The 17,242-nt window shown below is 41.8% G+C and carries 9 protein-coding genes; 6 read left to right on the top strand and 3 right to left on the bottom strand.

The window, feature by feature from the left end; genetic code table 11:
- The first annotated feature begins 18 nt into the window (after nucleotides 1-18).
- The 4 genes from ACLOAU_RS18760 (at nucleotide 19) to ACLOAU_RS18745 (ending at nucleotide 7,525) form a co-directional block, all read left to right on the top strand.
- Complete coding sequence (locus tag ACLOAU_RS18760) at nucleotides 19-2,721, top strand: family 78 glycoside hydrolase catalytic domain (RefSeq protein WP_427863447.1); 2,703 nt, start codon at nucleotides 19-21, stop codon at nucleotides 2,719-2,721.
- Between the two features lie 2 nt (nucleotides 2,722-2,723).
- On the top strand, nucleotides 2,724-3,818 hold the full coding sequence (locus ACLOAU_RS18755) for a glycoside hydrolase family protein (RefSeq protein ID WP_427863446.1): 1,095 nt from the start codon (nucleotides 2,724-2,726) through the stop codon (nucleotides 3,816-3,818).
- Nucleotides 3,819-3,922: 104 nt separating this feature from the next.
- Nucleotides 3,923-6,325 (top strand): glycoside hydrolase family 2 TIM barrel-domain containing protein, encoded by a 2,403-nt coding sequence (locus tag ACLOAU_RS18750; protein WP_427863445.1) that lies wholly within the window; start codon nucleotides 3,923-3,925, stop codon nucleotides 6,323-6,325.
- A 27-nt stretch (nucleotides 6,326-6,352) separates the two neighbouring features.
- Entirely contained in the window at nucleotides 6,353-7,525 is a 1,173-nt protein-coding gene (locus tag ACLOAU_RS18745; protein ID WP_427863444.1) for a sialidase family protein, read from the top strand.
- Between the two features lie 159 nt (nucleotides 7,526-7,684).
- Here ACLOAU_RS18745 and ACLOAU_RS18740 read toward each other — a convergent pair whose 3' ends face one another.
- From ACLOAU_RS18740 to ACLOAU_RS18730, 3 genes are read right to left on the bottom strand one after another with little or no spacing between them, the layout of a single operon-like run.
- Nucleotides 7,685-8,044 carry a LytR/AlgR family response regulator transcription factor gene (locus tag ACLOAU_RS18740; protein ID WP_427863443.1) on the bottom strand — a complete coding sequence of 120 codons (360 nt, stop codon included), beginning with the start codon at nucleotides 8,042-8,044 and terminating at the stop codon, nucleotides 7,685-7,687.
- Between the two features lie 49 nt (nucleotides 8,045-8,093).
- Nucleotides 8,094-8,435: a LytR/AlgR family response regulator transcription factor gene (locus ACLOAU_RS18735; RefSeq protein WP_427863442.1), complete on the bottom strand. Its 342-nt coding sequence runs from the start codon at nucleotides 8,433-8,435 to the stop codon at nucleotides 8,094-8,096.
- Nucleotides 8,416-10,428 (bottom strand): tetratricopeptide repeat-containing sensor histidine kinase, encoded by a 2,013-nt coding sequence (locus ACLOAU_RS18730; RefSeq protein ID WP_427863441.1) that lies wholly within the window; start codon nucleotides 10,426-10,428, stop codon nucleotides 8,416-8,418. Before ACLOAU_RS18730 ends, ACLOAU_RS18735 begins: the two co-directional genes overlap by 20 nt.
- A gap of 1,053 nt (nucleotides 10,429-11,481) precedes the next feature.
- Here ACLOAU_RS18730 and ACLOAU_RS18725 point away from each other — a divergent pair.
- On the top strand, nucleotides 11,482-13,308 hold the full coding sequence (locus tag ACLOAU_RS18725) for an autotransporter outer membrane beta-barrel domain-containing protein (RefSeq protein WP_427863440.1): 1,827 nt from the start codon (nucleotides 11,482-11,484) through the stop codon (nucleotides 13,306-13,308).
- A gap of 311 nt (nucleotides 13,309-13,619) precedes the next feature.
- Nucleotides 13,620-16,253, top strand: coding sequence for a beta strand repeat-containing protein (locus ACLOAU_RS18720; protein ID WP_427863439.1), 2,634 nt, complete (start codon nucleotides 13,620-13,622; stop codon nucleotides 16,251-16,253).
- Nucleotides 16,254-17,242: the final 989 nt, after the last annotated feature.

Genomic DNA, 17,242 nt, shown 5'->3' with positions numbered 1-17,242 from the left:
GCAGTTAATAAAGCGTACATGAAGCAATTTGGTTTAGTTCTGTTTTTTGTTTGGAGCATGGGTCAGTTGAATGCCCAGCTAGCTTTTTTACGTGTGTTGAATCCCCGCTGCGAGTACACCGTGAACCCGATCGGGATTGAAACAGCTCAACCTCTTTTGACCTGGGAAATACAGGCTTTTGAGAAAAATACCATACAGGCTGCATACCGCATCCTGGTTTCAGATGATAGTGCGCTATTGGTAAACGACAAGGCTAATATCTGGGATTCAAAAAAAGTAACCGGCAACGATAATCAACAGGTATTACCTAAAAGTCTTTTCATAAAACCTGCTACAAAGTATTATTGGAAAGTAATGGTTTGGGATCAGAAGGGACAGGAATCATCCTTTAGCAAGCCCGCTTCCTGGAGAACAGGCCTTTGGAGTGCGGGTGATTGGAAAGGCGCTCGCTGGATTGCCTATAGTGAGTTACCGGATAGTAACCGGTATGTTCCATTAATGCATGGAAGCGGTAAAAAGGAATGGGGCAAACGACCTGATGTGCTGCCGCTATTCAGGAAAGATATTACCGTAACGAAGGATATCAAAGCTGCCACGGTATTCATTTCGGGTCTTGGTCATTTCGAAATGAGCATTAATGGCAGTAAAGTTGGTGACCATTTTTTAGATCCCGGATGGACGCAGTATGCAAAACAGGCCCAATATGTAACATTTGATATTACTGATCAATTACGTAACGGAACGAATGCGTTAGGCGTTATGCTGGGAAATGGGTTTTATTATATCCCCGGAGAGCGGTATCGTAAGATGACCGGAGCTTATGGCTATCCTAAAATGATCGCACGCGTATTAGTAGAATATGCAGACGGTACCACAGATAATATTGTTTCCGACGCCTCCTGGAAAGCAGCGCCATCACCAGTTTATTTCTCAAGTATCTATGGCGGGGAAGATTATGATGCCAACCTGGAGAAAAAAGGATGGGATAAAATGGGTTTTAATGATGCCGCCTGGCAGAACGCGGTAACCACTACCGGTCCGGAGTTGGTTGCGCAGCTGGGCATGCCGGTAAAGCTAATGCAACGTTTTACACCGGTTAGTCAAAAGAAGCTGAAGCCAGGTGTATGGGTTTACGATCTGGGTCAGAACTTTTCGGGCATTCCATATATAGAAGTGCATGGGAAAAAAGGAGACACCATACGTATTATGCTTGCTGAGCTTTTAACAGATAGTGGTACTGCCAACCAGAAGCATACCGGTTCACCACATGTATATACCTATGTGTTGAAAGGGGATGGCATCGAAAAGTGGAATCCCCGTTTTTCCTATTACGGATTCAGGTATTTACAGGTTGTAGGTGCAGAGCCTAAAGGATCTGCTTATAAGGAGTATCCTGCTATCCAGAAAATAGAAGGATGGCATTTACGCAACAGCGCTGCCGTTAACGGGAGTTTCCGTAGCTCCAGCGACTTGTTTAATAAAACGCACGAACTGATTCAATGGGCCTTGAATAGCAATTTCACCAGTGTGTTTACTGATTGCCCGCACCGCGAAAAGCTCGGATGGCAGGAGCAGGTGCATTTGATGGGTAATGCCATACAACACAATTACGATATTGTTTCTTTTGCGCATAAAATAATGCGGGATATACGTACGCAACAACTAGCCGATGGACTAGTGCCTTCCACTATACCCGAGTTCACCGAGATGCACTTTGCCGACGGCTATTTTAGAGATTCGCCTGAGTGGGGAAGTACTGCTATTATTTTTCCCTGGTATATGTACCAGTGGACAGGAGACAAGCGCTTGCTGACGGAGAATTACAATACTATGCAGCGCTACTTTAAGTACCTGCAGTCGAAAGACAGCAGCTTTATCCTGATGCATGGATTAAGCGATTGGTACGACCTGGGACCCAACAGGCCAGGGTTCTCACAATTAACGCCAATGGGGTTAACAGCTACAGCTTATTACTATTACGATGCGCATTTGTTAGAACAAGTAGCCAGGGTATTGGGGAGAACAGAAGATGCTGGCATGTATCAGAAAATAGCATCTGACATCAAGGTCGCATTTAACAAAAAATATTTTAATCCGGTAACTAAACAATACGGATCGGGTAGTCAGACTTCCAACGCGATCCCATTGTTTATGAAGCTGGTGGAGCCGCAGGATTATGATGCTGTACTGGCTCATTTGGTTGATGACATCCGAAGTAAAGATAACCGGTTGACGGCAGGCGATATTGGTTATCGATATGTATTAAAAGCACTGGAAGCTGCCGGGAGATCAGATGTGATTTGTGATATGAATAGTCGCAGCGATGTGCCGGGTTATGGTTACCAGTTGGCAAAGGGTGCTACGGCATTAACAGAATCCTGGCAGGCTTTGCCTAATGTTTCCAACAATCATTTTATGTTAGGGCACTTAATGGAGTGGTTTTACACAGGCTTATGCGGTATTGGTCAGGCGCCGGGTTCAGTTGGTTTTAAGGATATTGAGATAAAACCGCAGCCGGTTGGAGATATTAAAGACGCCAAGGCTACTTATCATTCAGTAAATGGTTTGATATCGGTAAACTGGAAAATAGAAGGAGACAGTTTTAATTTGAGTGTAGCGATTCCACCTAATAGCAAGGCCACTATTTATTTTCCGGCCGAATATAAAAAGCAGCCTGTAAAGATTGGCTCAGGTGCCTATGAATTTTCCATAAAAAAATAGAAATGAAGTACTGCATATTGATTTTGATTTGTTTGACTACTGCTGGTTTGATACAGGCGCAACAGCCTGTTGTTGTACCACAGGTAGCAATGCAAAAAGTATATGAGGAAGTTAAAACGCCGTATAAATATGGCCTGGTGTTACTGCCACCTGATACCGGTAAGAAAATTGATTGTCCTACCGTTTACAAATCAGGCAATAACTGGTATATGAGTTATATAGCTTTCGACGGTAAGGGATACGAAACATGGCTGGCCAGTAGCAGGGACCTTTTGCACTGGAAAAACCTGGGTCGCCAGATGTCTTTTACAAAAGAAGGATGGGATAAAAACCAGAAAGCGGGTTACAATGCATTAGTGGATACCAAATGGGGCGGAGATTATCAATTAGGTAAATACGATGGTAAGTATTGGATGTCATATTTTGGAGGTTCTTCATCCGGGTATGAGCCGGAGCCGCTATCAATTGGGATGGCCTACACTTCTAAAAAGCCTACACAGGCGTTTGAGTGGCAACGACTCGATCATCCGGTACTTGCGTCATCTGACACTGACGTGAGTTGGTGGGAGAACCGGAATAAGTTATTCAAGAGTTACGTAATAGAAGATAAAGTGGGGAAAACCGGGCATAAGTTTATCATGTACTATAACGCTGTAGGAGATTCCTTGCCCAATAATAAACCAACCCGTTGGTATGAACGCATTGGTATGGCGGTGTCCAACGACATGGTGAGCTGGAAGAGATTCCAGCGGGAGCCCGTGGTACATCATTCACGGGGTATTACCGGTGATCCGCAAATACAGAAAATTGGTGATGTATGGGTGATGTTTTATTTCGGCGCCTTTTGGAAGGGAAGAGAAACCGCTACCTTTAACCGGTTTGCGTGTTCCTATGATCTTATCAATTGGACGGATTGGAACGGAGCTGACCTGGTTAATTCGACAATAGACATTGACAAAAAGTATGCACATAAATCCTTTGTATTAAAGCATAAAGGTGTGGTGTATCATTTTTATTGTGCCGTAGATACAAAAGACAACCGGGGAATAGCCGTTGCTACCTCGATAGATAAAGGCAGCAGCAGTCTCAGGTTCTGATAAGATCAAATTGGATCAGGTGCCCCGGAAACTGAATAGGATTTTTAAATTATTATATATCTGATAATGATATAACAGACGCATCAAAAATTTCATTGGTAACTATGATTAAAGGTATAATGACCGTTCGACATTTTTTAATGCTGATAAGCATGCTTCCATTGGTTAGCATGGCACAGGCGCCCAGGCAAATAACCGACTTTAACAAAGGTTGGTCTTTTATTTTGGGTGATGATAGTAATTATGCTAAATCAGGCCTTGATTCAAAAAAATGGAGAAAGCTGGATCTTCCTCATGACTGGAGTATTGAAGGACAATTCGACTCTACGCATCCTGCCAGAAATGCCGGAGGCGCTTTACCTGGAGGTATTGGTTGGTACACGAAAACTTTCACGATAAACAGTACCGGTAAAAAAGTATATATCGAATTTGACGGCGTTCATAGAAATAGCGAAGTATGGATCAATGGACAATACCTGGGTAAATGGCCTTATGGATACACGGCCTTTCGTTATGAATTGAGCCGCTGGTTAAAACCGGCCGGCCAGATCAATACCGTTGCCGTACGCGTTGATAACTCACAACAACCTAACTCACGGTGGTATACCGGATCGGGTATCTACAGGGACGTACGGTTGGTAATTACCAATAAAACCGCTATCAAACATTGGGGATCTTTTATTACAACGCCTGCTGTGAATAACCAGGCTGCTACCGTATCTATTGAACATGATGTGCAACAGGAAGGTAAAGGCGCTCTGAAATTCATTTCAACCATTTACGATGCGCAGGGAAAGAAGGTAAGTGAAGTAAATGCTGCTACAGCAAAGAATGATAAGTACTATCAGACCCTGACAGTGAGTCAGCCTCATTTATGGTCAGTTAATCGCCCATATTTGTATAAGATGGTTACCAAAGTGTTCCAGGATAATAAATGGGTGGATGAATATACATCAGCATTTGGTATCCGCTATTTCAATTTTGATGTTGATAACGGGTTTTCCTTAAACGGTCAGTATCTTAAAATACTGGGCGTTTGCCAGCACCACGATCTCGGCGCATTAGGCGCTGCGTATAATGAGTCTGCAGCAAGAAGACAATTGAGGATATTAAAAGAAATGGGTGTTAACGCTATTCGTATGGCTCATAACCCGCCGGCATCCAGGTTACTGGATCTTTGTGATGAAATGGGTTTCCTGGTAATGGACGAGAGCTTTGATATGTGGGCCAAAAAGAAGAACAAGTTTGATTATTTCAGCGATTTTCCTGAATGGCATCAAAAGGATCTGGAGCATATGGTGAAACGTGACCGTAATCATCCGTCTGTTATTATATGGAGTATAGGAAATGAAATTCGTGAACAATTCGATTCCACTGGTATTAGCTTAACACGGGAGTTGGTAAAAATTGTTAAAGATCTGGACACGACAAGACCGGTTACCTGTGCATTAAGCGAAAGCGATCCTGCTAAAAACTACATCTACCAATCCGGGGCATTAGATCTGGTTGGCTTGAATTATAAGATAGATTCTTATAAAGACTTTCAGAAAAATTACCCTGGCGTAAAAGTAATAGCTTCTGAAAACGTTTCAGGACTCGCGAGCCGTGGACATTATGACATGCCTTCAGACTCCCTGCGTTTATGGCCGTCCTCTTCACAGTTTAAATATGTAGAAAATGGAAACCCTGATTACACCGTGTCAGCTTATGACAACGTAGCGGCTTATTGGGGCGTAACGCATGAAAACAACTGGTGGCAGGTGAAACGGTACAAATACATGTCTGGCCTTTTTGTCTGGAGTGGGTTTGATTTCCTGGGAGAACCGGTCCCTTATCCTTATCCTGCGCGCAGCTCTTATTATGGTATTATCGATATGGCAGGCTTCCCTAAAGATGTCTATTATATGTACCAAAGCGAGTGGACTACGAAACCGGTATTGCACCTGTATCCGTATTGGAACTGGAAACAGGGCCAGTTAGTAGATGTAAAAGCGTATTACAACAATGCTGATGAAGTAGAACTTTTTTTAAATGGCAAATCACTGGGCAGAAAAACAAAAATAGATACAGCCTTTCATGTAATGTGGCGCATACCTTACGAAGCAGGAGAGTTAAAAGCGGTATCCTACAAAAATAAAAAGCAGGTATTATCAAGAACGATCAAAACATCCGGAGCTGCTTACAGATTGGAGCTCTCTGTAGAAAACAAAATCATTGATAGCAAAAAAAATGAGTTAGCATTTATCAGCGCCCGGGTAGTAGATAAAGACGGTAACCTTGTTCCGGAGGCTGATCACCTGGTTAAGGTTACGATCACCGGGGCAGGTGTAGTAGAAGGGATGGATAATGGTAATCCTGCCGATACGCATTCCCTCAAAGATGCACAACATCATATCTATAAAGGACTATTACTTGTGATGGTTAAAGGATTAAAGCCGGGCCAGCTAAAGGTTACGTTAAATGCTGAAGGGCTGCTACCCATAACAACTTTGATAACTGTAAAATAACTTTGACGATTAGGCAAAATGTCATCCATGAAAAAAATTATAATAGGATTGTTTACAGGTGCTTTACTAACGGCCGGGTATAACGGTGTGGCAAATAGCCGCTGTACTATTAAAGACCCCGAGCCTTCTAAACACCGTGCAGGCATTGTGTTAGAAGAGTTTATTTATAAGAAAGCCGACTTTCCGTCTTGCCACTCAGCTACTATACTGGAGCTGTCCAATGGCGATCTGCTTTGCACTTTTTTCGGGGGGACTTACGAACGGCATCCGGATGTAGAGATCAGGTTATCGCGTAAAAAGCCCGGTGGAACCTGGTCGGCACCGGTTAGTGTGGCAAACGGTATTCAACCGTTAGGTGACCGTATGCCTACCTGGAACCCTGTTCTTTTTCAGCCTGAAGGTGGAGATATAATGATCTTCTATAAAGTTGGGCCCAATCCGCGCGATTGGTGGGGCGAAATGAAGACCTCAAAGGATAACGGATACACCTGGAGCGCGGCAAAAAAGCTGGAAGGTAAAATTGTAGGGCCTATAAAAAATAAGCCGGTACACTTAAATGACGGAACTATTTTGTCCGGATCAAGCACGGAAAAAGATGGCTGGATCCCGCATGTGGAGCGCAGTACAGACGGAGGTAAAAACTGGTCCTATATCGGACCTTTAACCGATCCAAAGAAAATAGGAGCTATACAGCCCACTATTCTTACTTATCCTGACGGGCGTTTACAAATGTTGGCACGAACCAGGTATGAAGATAAAGGATATATAGCTGAAGGATGGTCTAAGGACGGTGGGCTGACCTGGTCAGAAATGAAACCATTGGGTTTGCCCAATAATAATTCCGGATTGGATGCAGTGACATTAAAGGATGGCCGCCAACTACTGGTTTATAATCATGCAACCCGCAACGAACCTAAGATGGGACATAAGGGGAGGGGCGTGATCAATCTGGCAGTAAGTAAGGATGGGAAAAACTGGGATGCCGCCCTGGTACTGGATTATATTGATGGGAAAGAAAAACAATATTCTTACCCTTCTATTATTCAAACTTCCGATGGCCTGGTGCATATCGTTTATACCTGGCATCGCGAACGGATCAAGCATGTGGTTGTAGACCCTGATAAACTGGTAGCTTATCCCATTATAAACGGCAGGTGGCCTGCTGATAAAATACCGCTTGTTACAAGCACTGAAAAATAATACGACTCGATAAGGCTAAAATTCTTCCTGATTCTGAAACGGTAAATGTATCCGAGGCAGCCTACAATAGTGACTTCAACAATCCTGAATATTTCAGTACCTGTTTCAAAGAGCGCTTTGTTATATCTCCAACCAACTATTTAAAGATAAAAAGTAGCTTCATTTCAAAAGATCCCAGACGTCTTTATAGTTAGTAATAGGAATGCAGATATCATTGTTGAAACATATTTCTGAGGTTTCCTTTTTGCTTATAAATTTAATTTCATTTATATTGGCGATATAGGATTTGTGAACTCTTACAAAATGAGATAAACCATCGAGCTGTTCCTCAAAATGTATTAAAGGTCGACTCGCTGTAACGCTTGTTCCATCTTTTTTAACTATTTTAGTATAGCTGCCGTCTCCTTTGCAATATAATATGTCTTCAGCCGGTATTACCGCAGATCCGTTATAGCCCTTCACAATTACATTTCGGCGCGTTTTATTTTGAGCAGGTATCTTTAGCAGCTCTTCTTTCAATACCTGAAGTTGTTGTATACTAAATAGAGCCGCTCTGTGTCTGACCTTTTCAATGCTGCTGATCAGCCTCTTCAGGAATGATAGGCTTAAGCAGGTAGTCTGCTGCCGCATACCTAAAAGCCTTTACGGCATGCTCGCTGTAGGAAGTAACAAAAATGATGGAAAAGTTCGAGGTTCTGTCGCCCAATGTGTCCAACACGTCAAAACCCGAATGTCCACCGAGATCTATGTCAAGGAAAAGAATATGGGGAGAAGTTTTCTGAAGCACTTCCAGGGCTGTCTCATAACTTCCTGCTTCAGCTATTACCTCTATTTCTGGGGTATGCTCCTTTATTAAAAGATGCAATACATTTCTCGCCGGAAATTCATCATCAATAATGATTGCTTTCATCTTGTATTTTTAACTTGTGTAAGGTAATGGCAGGTAAAGATATAACGCACCTTACACCTGGCTGACCTGTTTTGTTTTGAAGAATTAAATTGCCCGTTCCATATTTTTTCCTGATGGTCAGTAATTGTTCCTGTATAATAGAAAGCGCATGATTATCCGGTAACGTGAGGTTCTCATCCATCGGTGGGCCATCATTTACAATATGTATCTCTATTACATTTTCCTGTTCCTCAGATGAGCAAAGACGCATGCGGAGGTCGATTGACCCTTTATATCCAATATGAGTAACACCATGCTCTATCGCATTTTCAATAATAGGTTGTAAGAGTAAGGCAGGGATCAGGTATTCAAGAGTATCCAGGGCAAGGTCTATATCTTCGCGGTACTCAAAAGAAAAATCGAAACGATGCTGTTGTACCGTTATATAGTGTCTAAGAAAAACAAGCACATCGTTTACAGTGGCGAATTGTATCTGGCTTAAATTAATAAAGCCACGCATTAAAAGTGCAACCCGGTTGAGATAGGCTAACGCTTCCTTATTCTGATTTTTGAGTAAAAAAACTGTCAGTGGATTGAGTGCATTGAATACGAAGTGAGGATTGAGCTTAGCAAATAATGCAACCATTTCCTGTTGTACTAAATCGTTGTAAAGCTTATCTTCTTTTTCCTGTGCTTCGCGAACTGCTAGTTCTCTTTCTTTTTTTAACTGCCTGCGTTTTTGCTTTTGAAACCATAAAAGGCATATAGAAACCAGCGTACCTGTTCCAAGTAGTAAACTTAGAATGAGTACCCTGTTTCTTTGCAAGGCTATACTTTTTTCTTTTTCTATCAGTTGTTTTTCCGCTTTGAGTCTGGTGATCTCCTGCTCGTGTTTTAGTAGTTGGTCGCTTTTTTCCCGCTTATTGATCAGGCTATCGATATGACTACTGCTTTTTATTGCCGATACAGCCTGAGCCCATTGTTTATAGTGCTCATGTAGCCTGCTCATAATGGAATAATACCGGTACTGCGTTTGCAAAGATGCTTCGCTGTTATATCGGTTGGAGTCAATAGTTATAAAATGCAAAGCGCTGTCATACTGGCCCCGGCTCATGTAAATTTCTGCAACATTGTACAAATGGTCTTTTTGAAAAAGTATATTACCATCTTTTGATGAAGCTGCTATTGCTTTTCGGTAAAAAAACAATGCGCTATCTGGTTGACCCAACTGTTCGTAGCAAGAACCCGCCGAGCCGTAAATGACAGCATTCAGGTATGTGGGCGAAGTTTGATTAAACATCCGGAGAAAGCTGCGAATGTACCGTCCTTGGTGTAAAGAGTCGTTCTTATTCTCCATGGGAGAGTAAGAAATGAGATTGATCAGTGTATAAAGTATTTTAACTGTATCCTTCAGTTGCTCAACACTATGAAGGCTTTCTGCGAGATAGTGGGCAGCCAGTCGTTTGTTGCCCTGAGCCCCCATCATAAATCCTAAACTATTGGTGAGTGCCGCAATATCTGTAATGCGTGTACTTCCATCAATTTTTTTATACGCCTGCAGGAAGTAGAAGGTGGCAGAGTCTATAACATCCATTTGGGCATATATCCCGCCCATGGTATAAAGAACCGGTAAATATTGATCTTTATTTCCGGATTGCTCAGTAAGTTGGATAGCTCTTCTCACTTCAGTGATCGCTTTTTTGAATTTTCCGGAGTTGGCTAACGCATGAGCCTTTACATAAGAAGCAGAAATAATGCTGTTGGTGTCTTTAATAGAGCCGGCAAGACGCTGGGACGAATCTGCAAAGTACAAAACGCTATCCACATTCTTCTCCTGATAAGAGTACGCCTCTTTTAGCAGGCTCTTGATAGTAGTTTTTATTGAATCCAGGGAAGCATTATGTTGAAAGGCCTCTCTTTTAGGATTACAGGAAGCGATCCAGAATAAGCAAAGAAATAGAAGGCCACAAAAAAGTTGGCAAAAAAAAACGGATGAAGATTCTTTGTGTAACATTTGAGCTGTCTTCAGTTTTGTTTTTTAATCGTGTACCGCACCAATTCCATTGACTATTAAAGTAAGGTTGTTTGCTAAAGAGCATGCACCATAGACCGCACTTGCTTGCCTGTCGGTTAGGTGGATGCTGTAACGAATGTTTGGTTTTTAAATTTTAGAAAGTAATCGTAAGAAGATAATGTAAAAGTAGCGGATTTGAGTTGTATTCAAATTGCTGGTTATATAAAAAATTATACCGCTATTAAAAGAAATGATAGGTTCCTAAACATGTAAATGCTGGTTCCAAACCTGTTATAATAATAAACGGATGATGGGTTTTGGAAAATTATCACCATGTTTCGTAAAATAGCTGCTTAGCCAGTTATTTCATTAGTGTTACTTTGTATCAATTCTGATAAGCAAATCACGATGGCCTTCCAACTTTGCCAAAATTACAATAGAGGCAACGCTTGCTTATTAAACAGGGAAGCTCAAGTTTAAACCGTCAACCAGCAAGCAAAATGCTGTTGCATAAAACCAAAATATGATCCTGCAGATATTACTATATACAATAGTGGCCTTCTACCTATTGTTTGGTATTTTTTTAATACTCAAACTTTTAAGATAACATTATAAATCTATTCTGAAACCGTGTAAACGGCATCATTCAACTTCAAAAGTATAGCCTTGTATGCGGTACAAAGAATACTTCGTGGGTTTTACAAAACAATTTGCCTCTTTCATAAAATGGTGGTGGATAAATTGGATGAAGTATATTTTTTTTGTACTGAAATTTTAAAACAATAGCGTACAATATCTATGTAGCTAATTTTTAAAGTTTTAAACTCTTCTTTCAGAAACCATAGCGTTTTAGCAATGGCTGCCCGCGGTTACACGTAGGAGCTAGTGATGAATATGTTTTAAAGCCCCTGGAAAAGGATGAAGGCGTTAGAGCCCGGTATCAGGATCAAAGTTTTAAAAATATATCTTATCACAATTGAAAATTCTATGGGAATGAAGAAAATGAATTTAACGAGGGAAAACCAGAGGCACACAAAAAAGGCTCGCTGGAGGATGCATAAAATTTTATCCGTCCTTTTGGCTGCATGCTTTTGGCAGGCCTCCTTTGCACAAACCTGCGCTACCTCAGAAAGAGTCCAAAATATTAATTTTGCTCAGGGAACTACCGGCGCAGTTAACGTAACCGGCTCGAATATAAATGGCTGGCTGGGATCCGGTGCCGGAACCGTACTCAGTGGGGGTAGCACCTATTTCAGTGATAATGCTAACGCTCAAACTTTCTCACAATCAGTTACGAAGGTAAATTTAAAAGGCAATGGTGCCATTTTTACGTTGGTTTTCACTGCTTTTAATGGTAGTAATAATAACATCGAGGACGGGGATCGTGCTAATTTCTTCATTAGCTACGGAGGAACAGTATATGCGACCCTTGCTACAACGGACGGAAGCGGACTTATTGGTACGATCACTTTTTCCAACGGGGCAACCGGATCTTTAAATGGAGGCGCAACCGGCAGTACACCTTTGAATTTTGTAGTTTCTGATCCAACTGCTGTCGGGAAAACGCTGGTACTGCATTTGCCCGTAACGATTCCCAATTCCGGAAACCTCCAGATGCAGTTTCAGCCCCTTTCAGCCGGCCCATCGCTGGCTACGGATGATTATACGATTTTTACTGCCAGTTTAAAAGCCTGCCCGATAATTTATTCCGGTACTGTTTTAGACGATGGTAACGGGTTGAAAGATGGCGCCGTAAATGGCACGGGCACTAATGTTGGCGGCTTGCAGGTAGCTTTATACGATGGGTCGGGCAATATAATTCCGGGAACCACTACTAATGTAAATGCTGATGGTACTTACACTATTGCCTATGCCGGTTCCGGAACATTCAGCGTAGGTATTGTTAACTTACCCACCAGCTATGTGTATATTGGTGAAAAGCGCAATACGGATCTTATTAGCGATGGTATAGTGGATGGGAAAGCCGGTCAGATAACGATTACCAATAGCTCAACTAATACAGATCATCCGAATAACCTTTTAGGTATTAATGCACGGCCTGAAACCTACGCTGTAACAAGCACCGTGACAGGAGTACCAACCTCGGTGAACTTTGGCACTTTAAATCCTTTGCAGGGAAGCGATGTGGAGCAGCAATCAACCCAGGGTAATTGGTCGGGTACGGGAGAATCCATACAAATCACCACATTGCCTACTAATTCCTTTCAACTGGTATATAATAGTATAGTAGTAACAACAGGCCAGGTTATCAGTAATTATGATCCTTCATTAATGGTAATACGCCCAACGGCAGGCACGCCTACCGGTACCTCTACAACCAGCTTTGGCTATGCAACGGTAGATGCCAACGGTACGCCCGACCTGACGCCGGCAACCTATACGATCAATTTCTCGCAATCACTACCTGTATTATTCAAAGATCTTACCGCCACCATAAGCAACGGTCGGCTGAACGTGCAGTGGTCTACTTTGTCAGAAAAGAATAATAGCTTGTTTGTAATTGAAGCATCAGCAGATGGGGCACATTTTACCAAAATAGGGGAGATGGGCTCCAGGGCGGTAAATGGAAATTCTGACAGCAGGTTGGAGTATGAGTGGACCCTACCTGTTTCCGGCATTAGCCTGGGTATGGGGATTGGCCTGTTGTTATTGGGAGGATCAGTTGCAGGCTTCCGTCGCAGGCTTCAGATATGGATAGTAGTTGTGCTCGCGGGTTGTGCCCTTGTAGTTAGTGGATGCCAAAAAAGTAAAGACCTGATGGCTGATGTCAACGGAAAGCATCTTTTTATAAGAATAGCACAGGTTGACCATGATGGAACTTCAAAATATTCTGAATCGGTAAAGGTCATTCAGAAATAGTATATAAACGATTTGTTTAGAAGTGAGAGTGTGGGTCCTGGTTTTTCCAAACCGCGTCACCACCTCTCTTTTAATGCTGTAAGCGACTTCACTGCAAACATCTTGATGAACATTCTTGGGTTGAGAATGCTATCGGCAAATGGCTAATATATAAAGCGCCATCTATGGCAGATGGTAAAAATAAAGGAGATAGCCTTAGGTCTGATTAAAATTTTGATGCACCCGTGACGGGTCATACATTTCAAACAAGTGAAATGGTCTATCCAATGAATAATATATCACCTGTTTTATCATTTACTAAAAAATAAAATATGCGTTACTTATTTAATGCTGCATTTTTTGTATGCCTGTTATTTCAAAGTTTTGCGTCAAATGCAACAACGTTTACTGTTACAAATACCGGTGACAATACGGGTGTTGATCCTGTAGTTGGTGCCGGCACTGGCACGCTGCGTCAAGCTATTGTTGATGCCAATGCTAACCCGGGAACAGATAATATAGTATTTAATATTCCCGGCGGCGGGGTGAAAACTATTAGTTTGTCTGCGCTTTTGCCTGTTGTAACGGGAAGCACGGTTATTGATGGCTACACGCAACCGACAGCCGTGCAGGGTGCAATTGGCGCACGGATCATCACTATAGCTATTGACGCAGGTTCTTTCACCGGTAGAGATGGGTTAATACGATTTGCGTCGGGGGCAAACGCTTCTTCTTTGAGCGGCTTTTCTATTTATAATACAGGAACATCAACAGAAGCTGTTCAGATAGAGCCCGGTTGCTCTGATGTTCATATATGGGGAAACTATATAGGTATATTGGCTAATGGTTCAAGTCCTGCAGCTACTACAGATTATAATGGCGATGATGGTGTTTTAATAGGAAGTAATACCGCAAATAGCGGTACATTCAGTAATATAACAATAGGAGCCAATGGTGATGGCATCAACGATTCAAATGAAGGTAATGTAATTGCCAATTCGGCTGACGGCACCAGCGGCGGGGATGGTATACAATTAGGAACAACCTCTGGAAATTACACGTGGACGAATATCAGAGTTTCCGGTAACTATATCGGTATTGCGGCCGATGGTATTACGGCTGCTCCGAATGGATTGCCTGTGGCAGGCACGACCCAGCCTAATGGACAGGACGGTATTTTTGCTATCAGGGTCACCAATCTTTTAGTAGGAAGCGATGGAAACGGAACTTCGGATGTTTTTGAAAGAAATATTATTTCGGGAAATTCGGGCAATGGCGTCGATATAAACAATTCAGGTAATGTCTCTATTGCAGGAAATTACATTGGCACCGACAAAACAGGTAGGATAGCTATACCCAATGGTATTAAGAGTACTACGGCTAATCCCTTTTGTGGCATACTTGTAGTGGGAACCGGCGTTAGCACATCGGGCATCGTAATTGGTTTTGATGACGCCAGGCACAACGCTTTAAATGCAGGATCAACAAAGAATATTGTGTCGGGAAACCAGGGAGTCGGTATTCAGTTTTATATGGTTTCAGGCACTTCCAATAAAATTTCGGGAAATTATATTGGTGTGGATGTTACAGGTAATACAGCATTGGGAAATGGAAGGGTGAATATCTCGCATCCGTCTACGGTCGTTCATTCCGCCGGCATAGATATGAATGCAACGGGTAATTTGTTGGTTGGAACCAATGCAAACGGAGATGAAGACATATACGAGGGTAATGTCATTTCAGGGAATATCGATTCGAGAGGTGTGTACATTAGAAACACTTCTCCTTCAAATGTAATAGCCGGTAATTATATTGGTGTTGGTGCAGATGGCATCACAGCTGTCGGAAATGATTTTGCCGGTATTCATATCGATGCGTCACAATCGAATCGTATCGGCTCCAACGATGATGGTGTAAACGATGCCACAGAAGCCAATATAATAGCCAATAATGCTAAAACCGTCAATACTTTCAGTCCATCCAGCGATGGAATAAGAATCACCGGTAATTCCATACAAAATCGAATATCAAGAAATGTTTTTTACAGTAATAAATCTACACCGATCGATTTGGCTAACGATGGAGTTTCTCTTAATGATGGAATAATAAATGGTGCACAGCCTAATTCGCTGTTGGATTATCCTGTGATTACCGGGTATTCACTTTCGGGGACCACTATGAATGTTCAGGGATATGTAAGTACATGTGGTGGTTCGGAGACTATGCCGGGTGCAACAATTAACGGAGTCAAGATCATACAATTTTATAAGGTAGCAGATGATGGGGATCAAAATGCAGCAGTCACCAATGGTGCTTGCAACCGGGTTACCGGTCATGGAGAAGGTATGGAATATTTGGGTAGTATTACAGGGGTTGTAAACAGTTTTAGTGCTTCATTTATTTTGGTACCGGGAGCATCTTTTTCAGGATCGGATAAAATAACGGCTATTGCAATCGATGCTAATGGAAATACTTCAGAATTTGGCGTTACTACTGTCAATAATGCATTGTCGGCAACATTCGGTGACGTTACAGTGCTGATGATCAACGGGCAATTACGTGTTAACTGGACAACCATCGATGAAAACAATAACAGTCATTTTGATATAGAAATATCAACAGATGGTAAAAGCTTTACAAAAGCAGGCCAGGTAAAAAGTTTATCCTTAAATGGGCATTCATCAACACCTTTAGAATATGAATTTACAACTTATTTATCGAGGACATCCTTGGGCTGGGGTGGTGGTTTGGTGCTATTGGCGGGTGTGAGCCTCGGTTTTATCCGCAGGAGAAAATATTTATTCACTGCATTAGTGGTAGCTTGCCTGGCTTTATCGAATACAGGCTGCTCCAAAGATAAAAACGTTGGTTTGAACAACGAGAATAGTTTTTTTGTGCGCATTGTTCAGGTCGATCATGATGGTACCAAAACCTACTCAAAGGTTGTAAGGGCCATCCTCCCATAACAGGATCGTTTTTTTGTTTAAAATGAAACGCCAGGGTTTTCCAGTCTTTCTGGCAGGGACCCTGGTTTTTTTGTGGCCTATCAAAAAAGGAATAAATCTGTTACACCAGATATTTAAGTCGAAGCTCACGGGCAGCATTATGGCGGTGAACTTCCTGAAGATCCAATATCGTGCCTTTATGTAAAAATAGTTCGGGGCACCGCGCACACTTCTGCTTAACAAAGCTCCTGCAACCGCCTTCAACTTTTGGCAGCTGTGTCGTATCCGGTGTTAATTTTTCTAACAGCTGTTGCAAATATTGTCTGCTAAACCATTAAAATCCTTCAAGAAAAAGTCAGACTTTTCGTACAAAAGCTGCCTCTTACAGGTGTTAATGTAAACGGTTACTTTTGATCATCAGTTATTTATAGCTGGTATCAAAAATTGAACCTCATTTTTTACACCGGAAATTAAGTCGGTACATGTGAACGGTTGCAATAGAGCGTAGACAAATAAACAGAGCATTATTTTCAGTCGATCGTTTACAAAGCGTCCCTTGTTTTACAAGGGATTTTTATTGAATTGATAGTTAAGAATGGGATGTTTCTGGAATCGGCACATGTTTTAAATGTGTAGCCAATATCAACAGCTTAATCAAAAAGCGCGGACAAATCGGGTAGTATTTGAAATCGTTTACATAAATAGTAAAATCTTCCATTTTCTTAGTGAAAGCTTACATTGTTAATGGATTCTTAACGATCTATTTTTGAAATGTAAACGATTGACTTCTGCTTTTTACTAAACTGCTTTTGTCAAATTAAAACTTTTACCAGCATAATTTTTATCACTGATTGATGATCTGAGAGGTCATATGTTCAGGTGGTTATATAAGTGATATACTGCACACGATGCTGGACGGTATTGGTTCAGTGGGGCAGGTATATCTTGGTGGAAATGTATTGCCCGGTAGAAACGATTACGCCCAATAATTAACGTATTAACTGTTTTAT

The sequence above is a fragment of the Paraniabella aurantiaca genome (genome assembly GCF_050309965.1).
Classification (GTDB): Bacteria; Bacteroidota; Bacteroidia; order Chitinophagales; family Chitinophagaceae; genus Niabella.
The sequence above is the reverse complement of the archived record's forward strand: the minus strand, read 5'-3'. Positions and strand labels throughout refer to the sequence as shown.

Excerpts from the sequence above, each read along its gene's own strand:
- ACLOAU_RS18760 (WP_427863447.1), top strand. The coding sequence starts at position 19 with ATGAAGCAATTTGGTTTAGTTCTGTTTTTTGTTTGGAGCATGGGTCAG.
- ACLOAU_RS18755 (WP_427863446.1), top strand. The coding sequence starts at position 2,724 with ATGAAGTACTGCATATTGATTTTGATTTGTTTGACTACTGCTGGTTTG.
- ACLOAU_RS18750 (WP_427863445.1), top strand. The coding sequence starts at position 3,923 with ATGATTAAAGGTATAATGACCGTTCGACATTTTTTAATGCTGATAAGC.
- ACLOAU_RS18745 (WP_427863444.1), top strand. The coding sequence starts at position 6,353 with ATGAAAAAAATTATAATAGGATTGTTTACAGGTGCTTTACTAACGGCC.
- ACLOAU_RS18735 (WP_427863442.1), bottom strand. The coding sequence starts at position 8,435 with ATGAAAGCAATCATTATTGATGATGAATTTCCGGCGAGAAATGTATTG.
- ACLOAU_RS18730 (WP_427863441.1), bottom strand. The coding sequence starts at position 10,428 with ATGTTACACAAAGAATCTTCATCCGTTTTTTTTTGCCAACTTTTTTGT.
- ACLOAU_RS18725 (WP_427863440.1), top strand. The coding sequence starts at position 11,482 with ATGCATAAAATTTTATCCGTCCTTTTGGCTGCATGCTTTTGGCAGGCC.
- ACLOAU_RS18720 (WP_427863439.1), top strand. The coding sequence starts at position 13,620 with ATGCGTTACTTATTTAATGCTGCATTTTTTGTATGCCTGTTATTTCAA.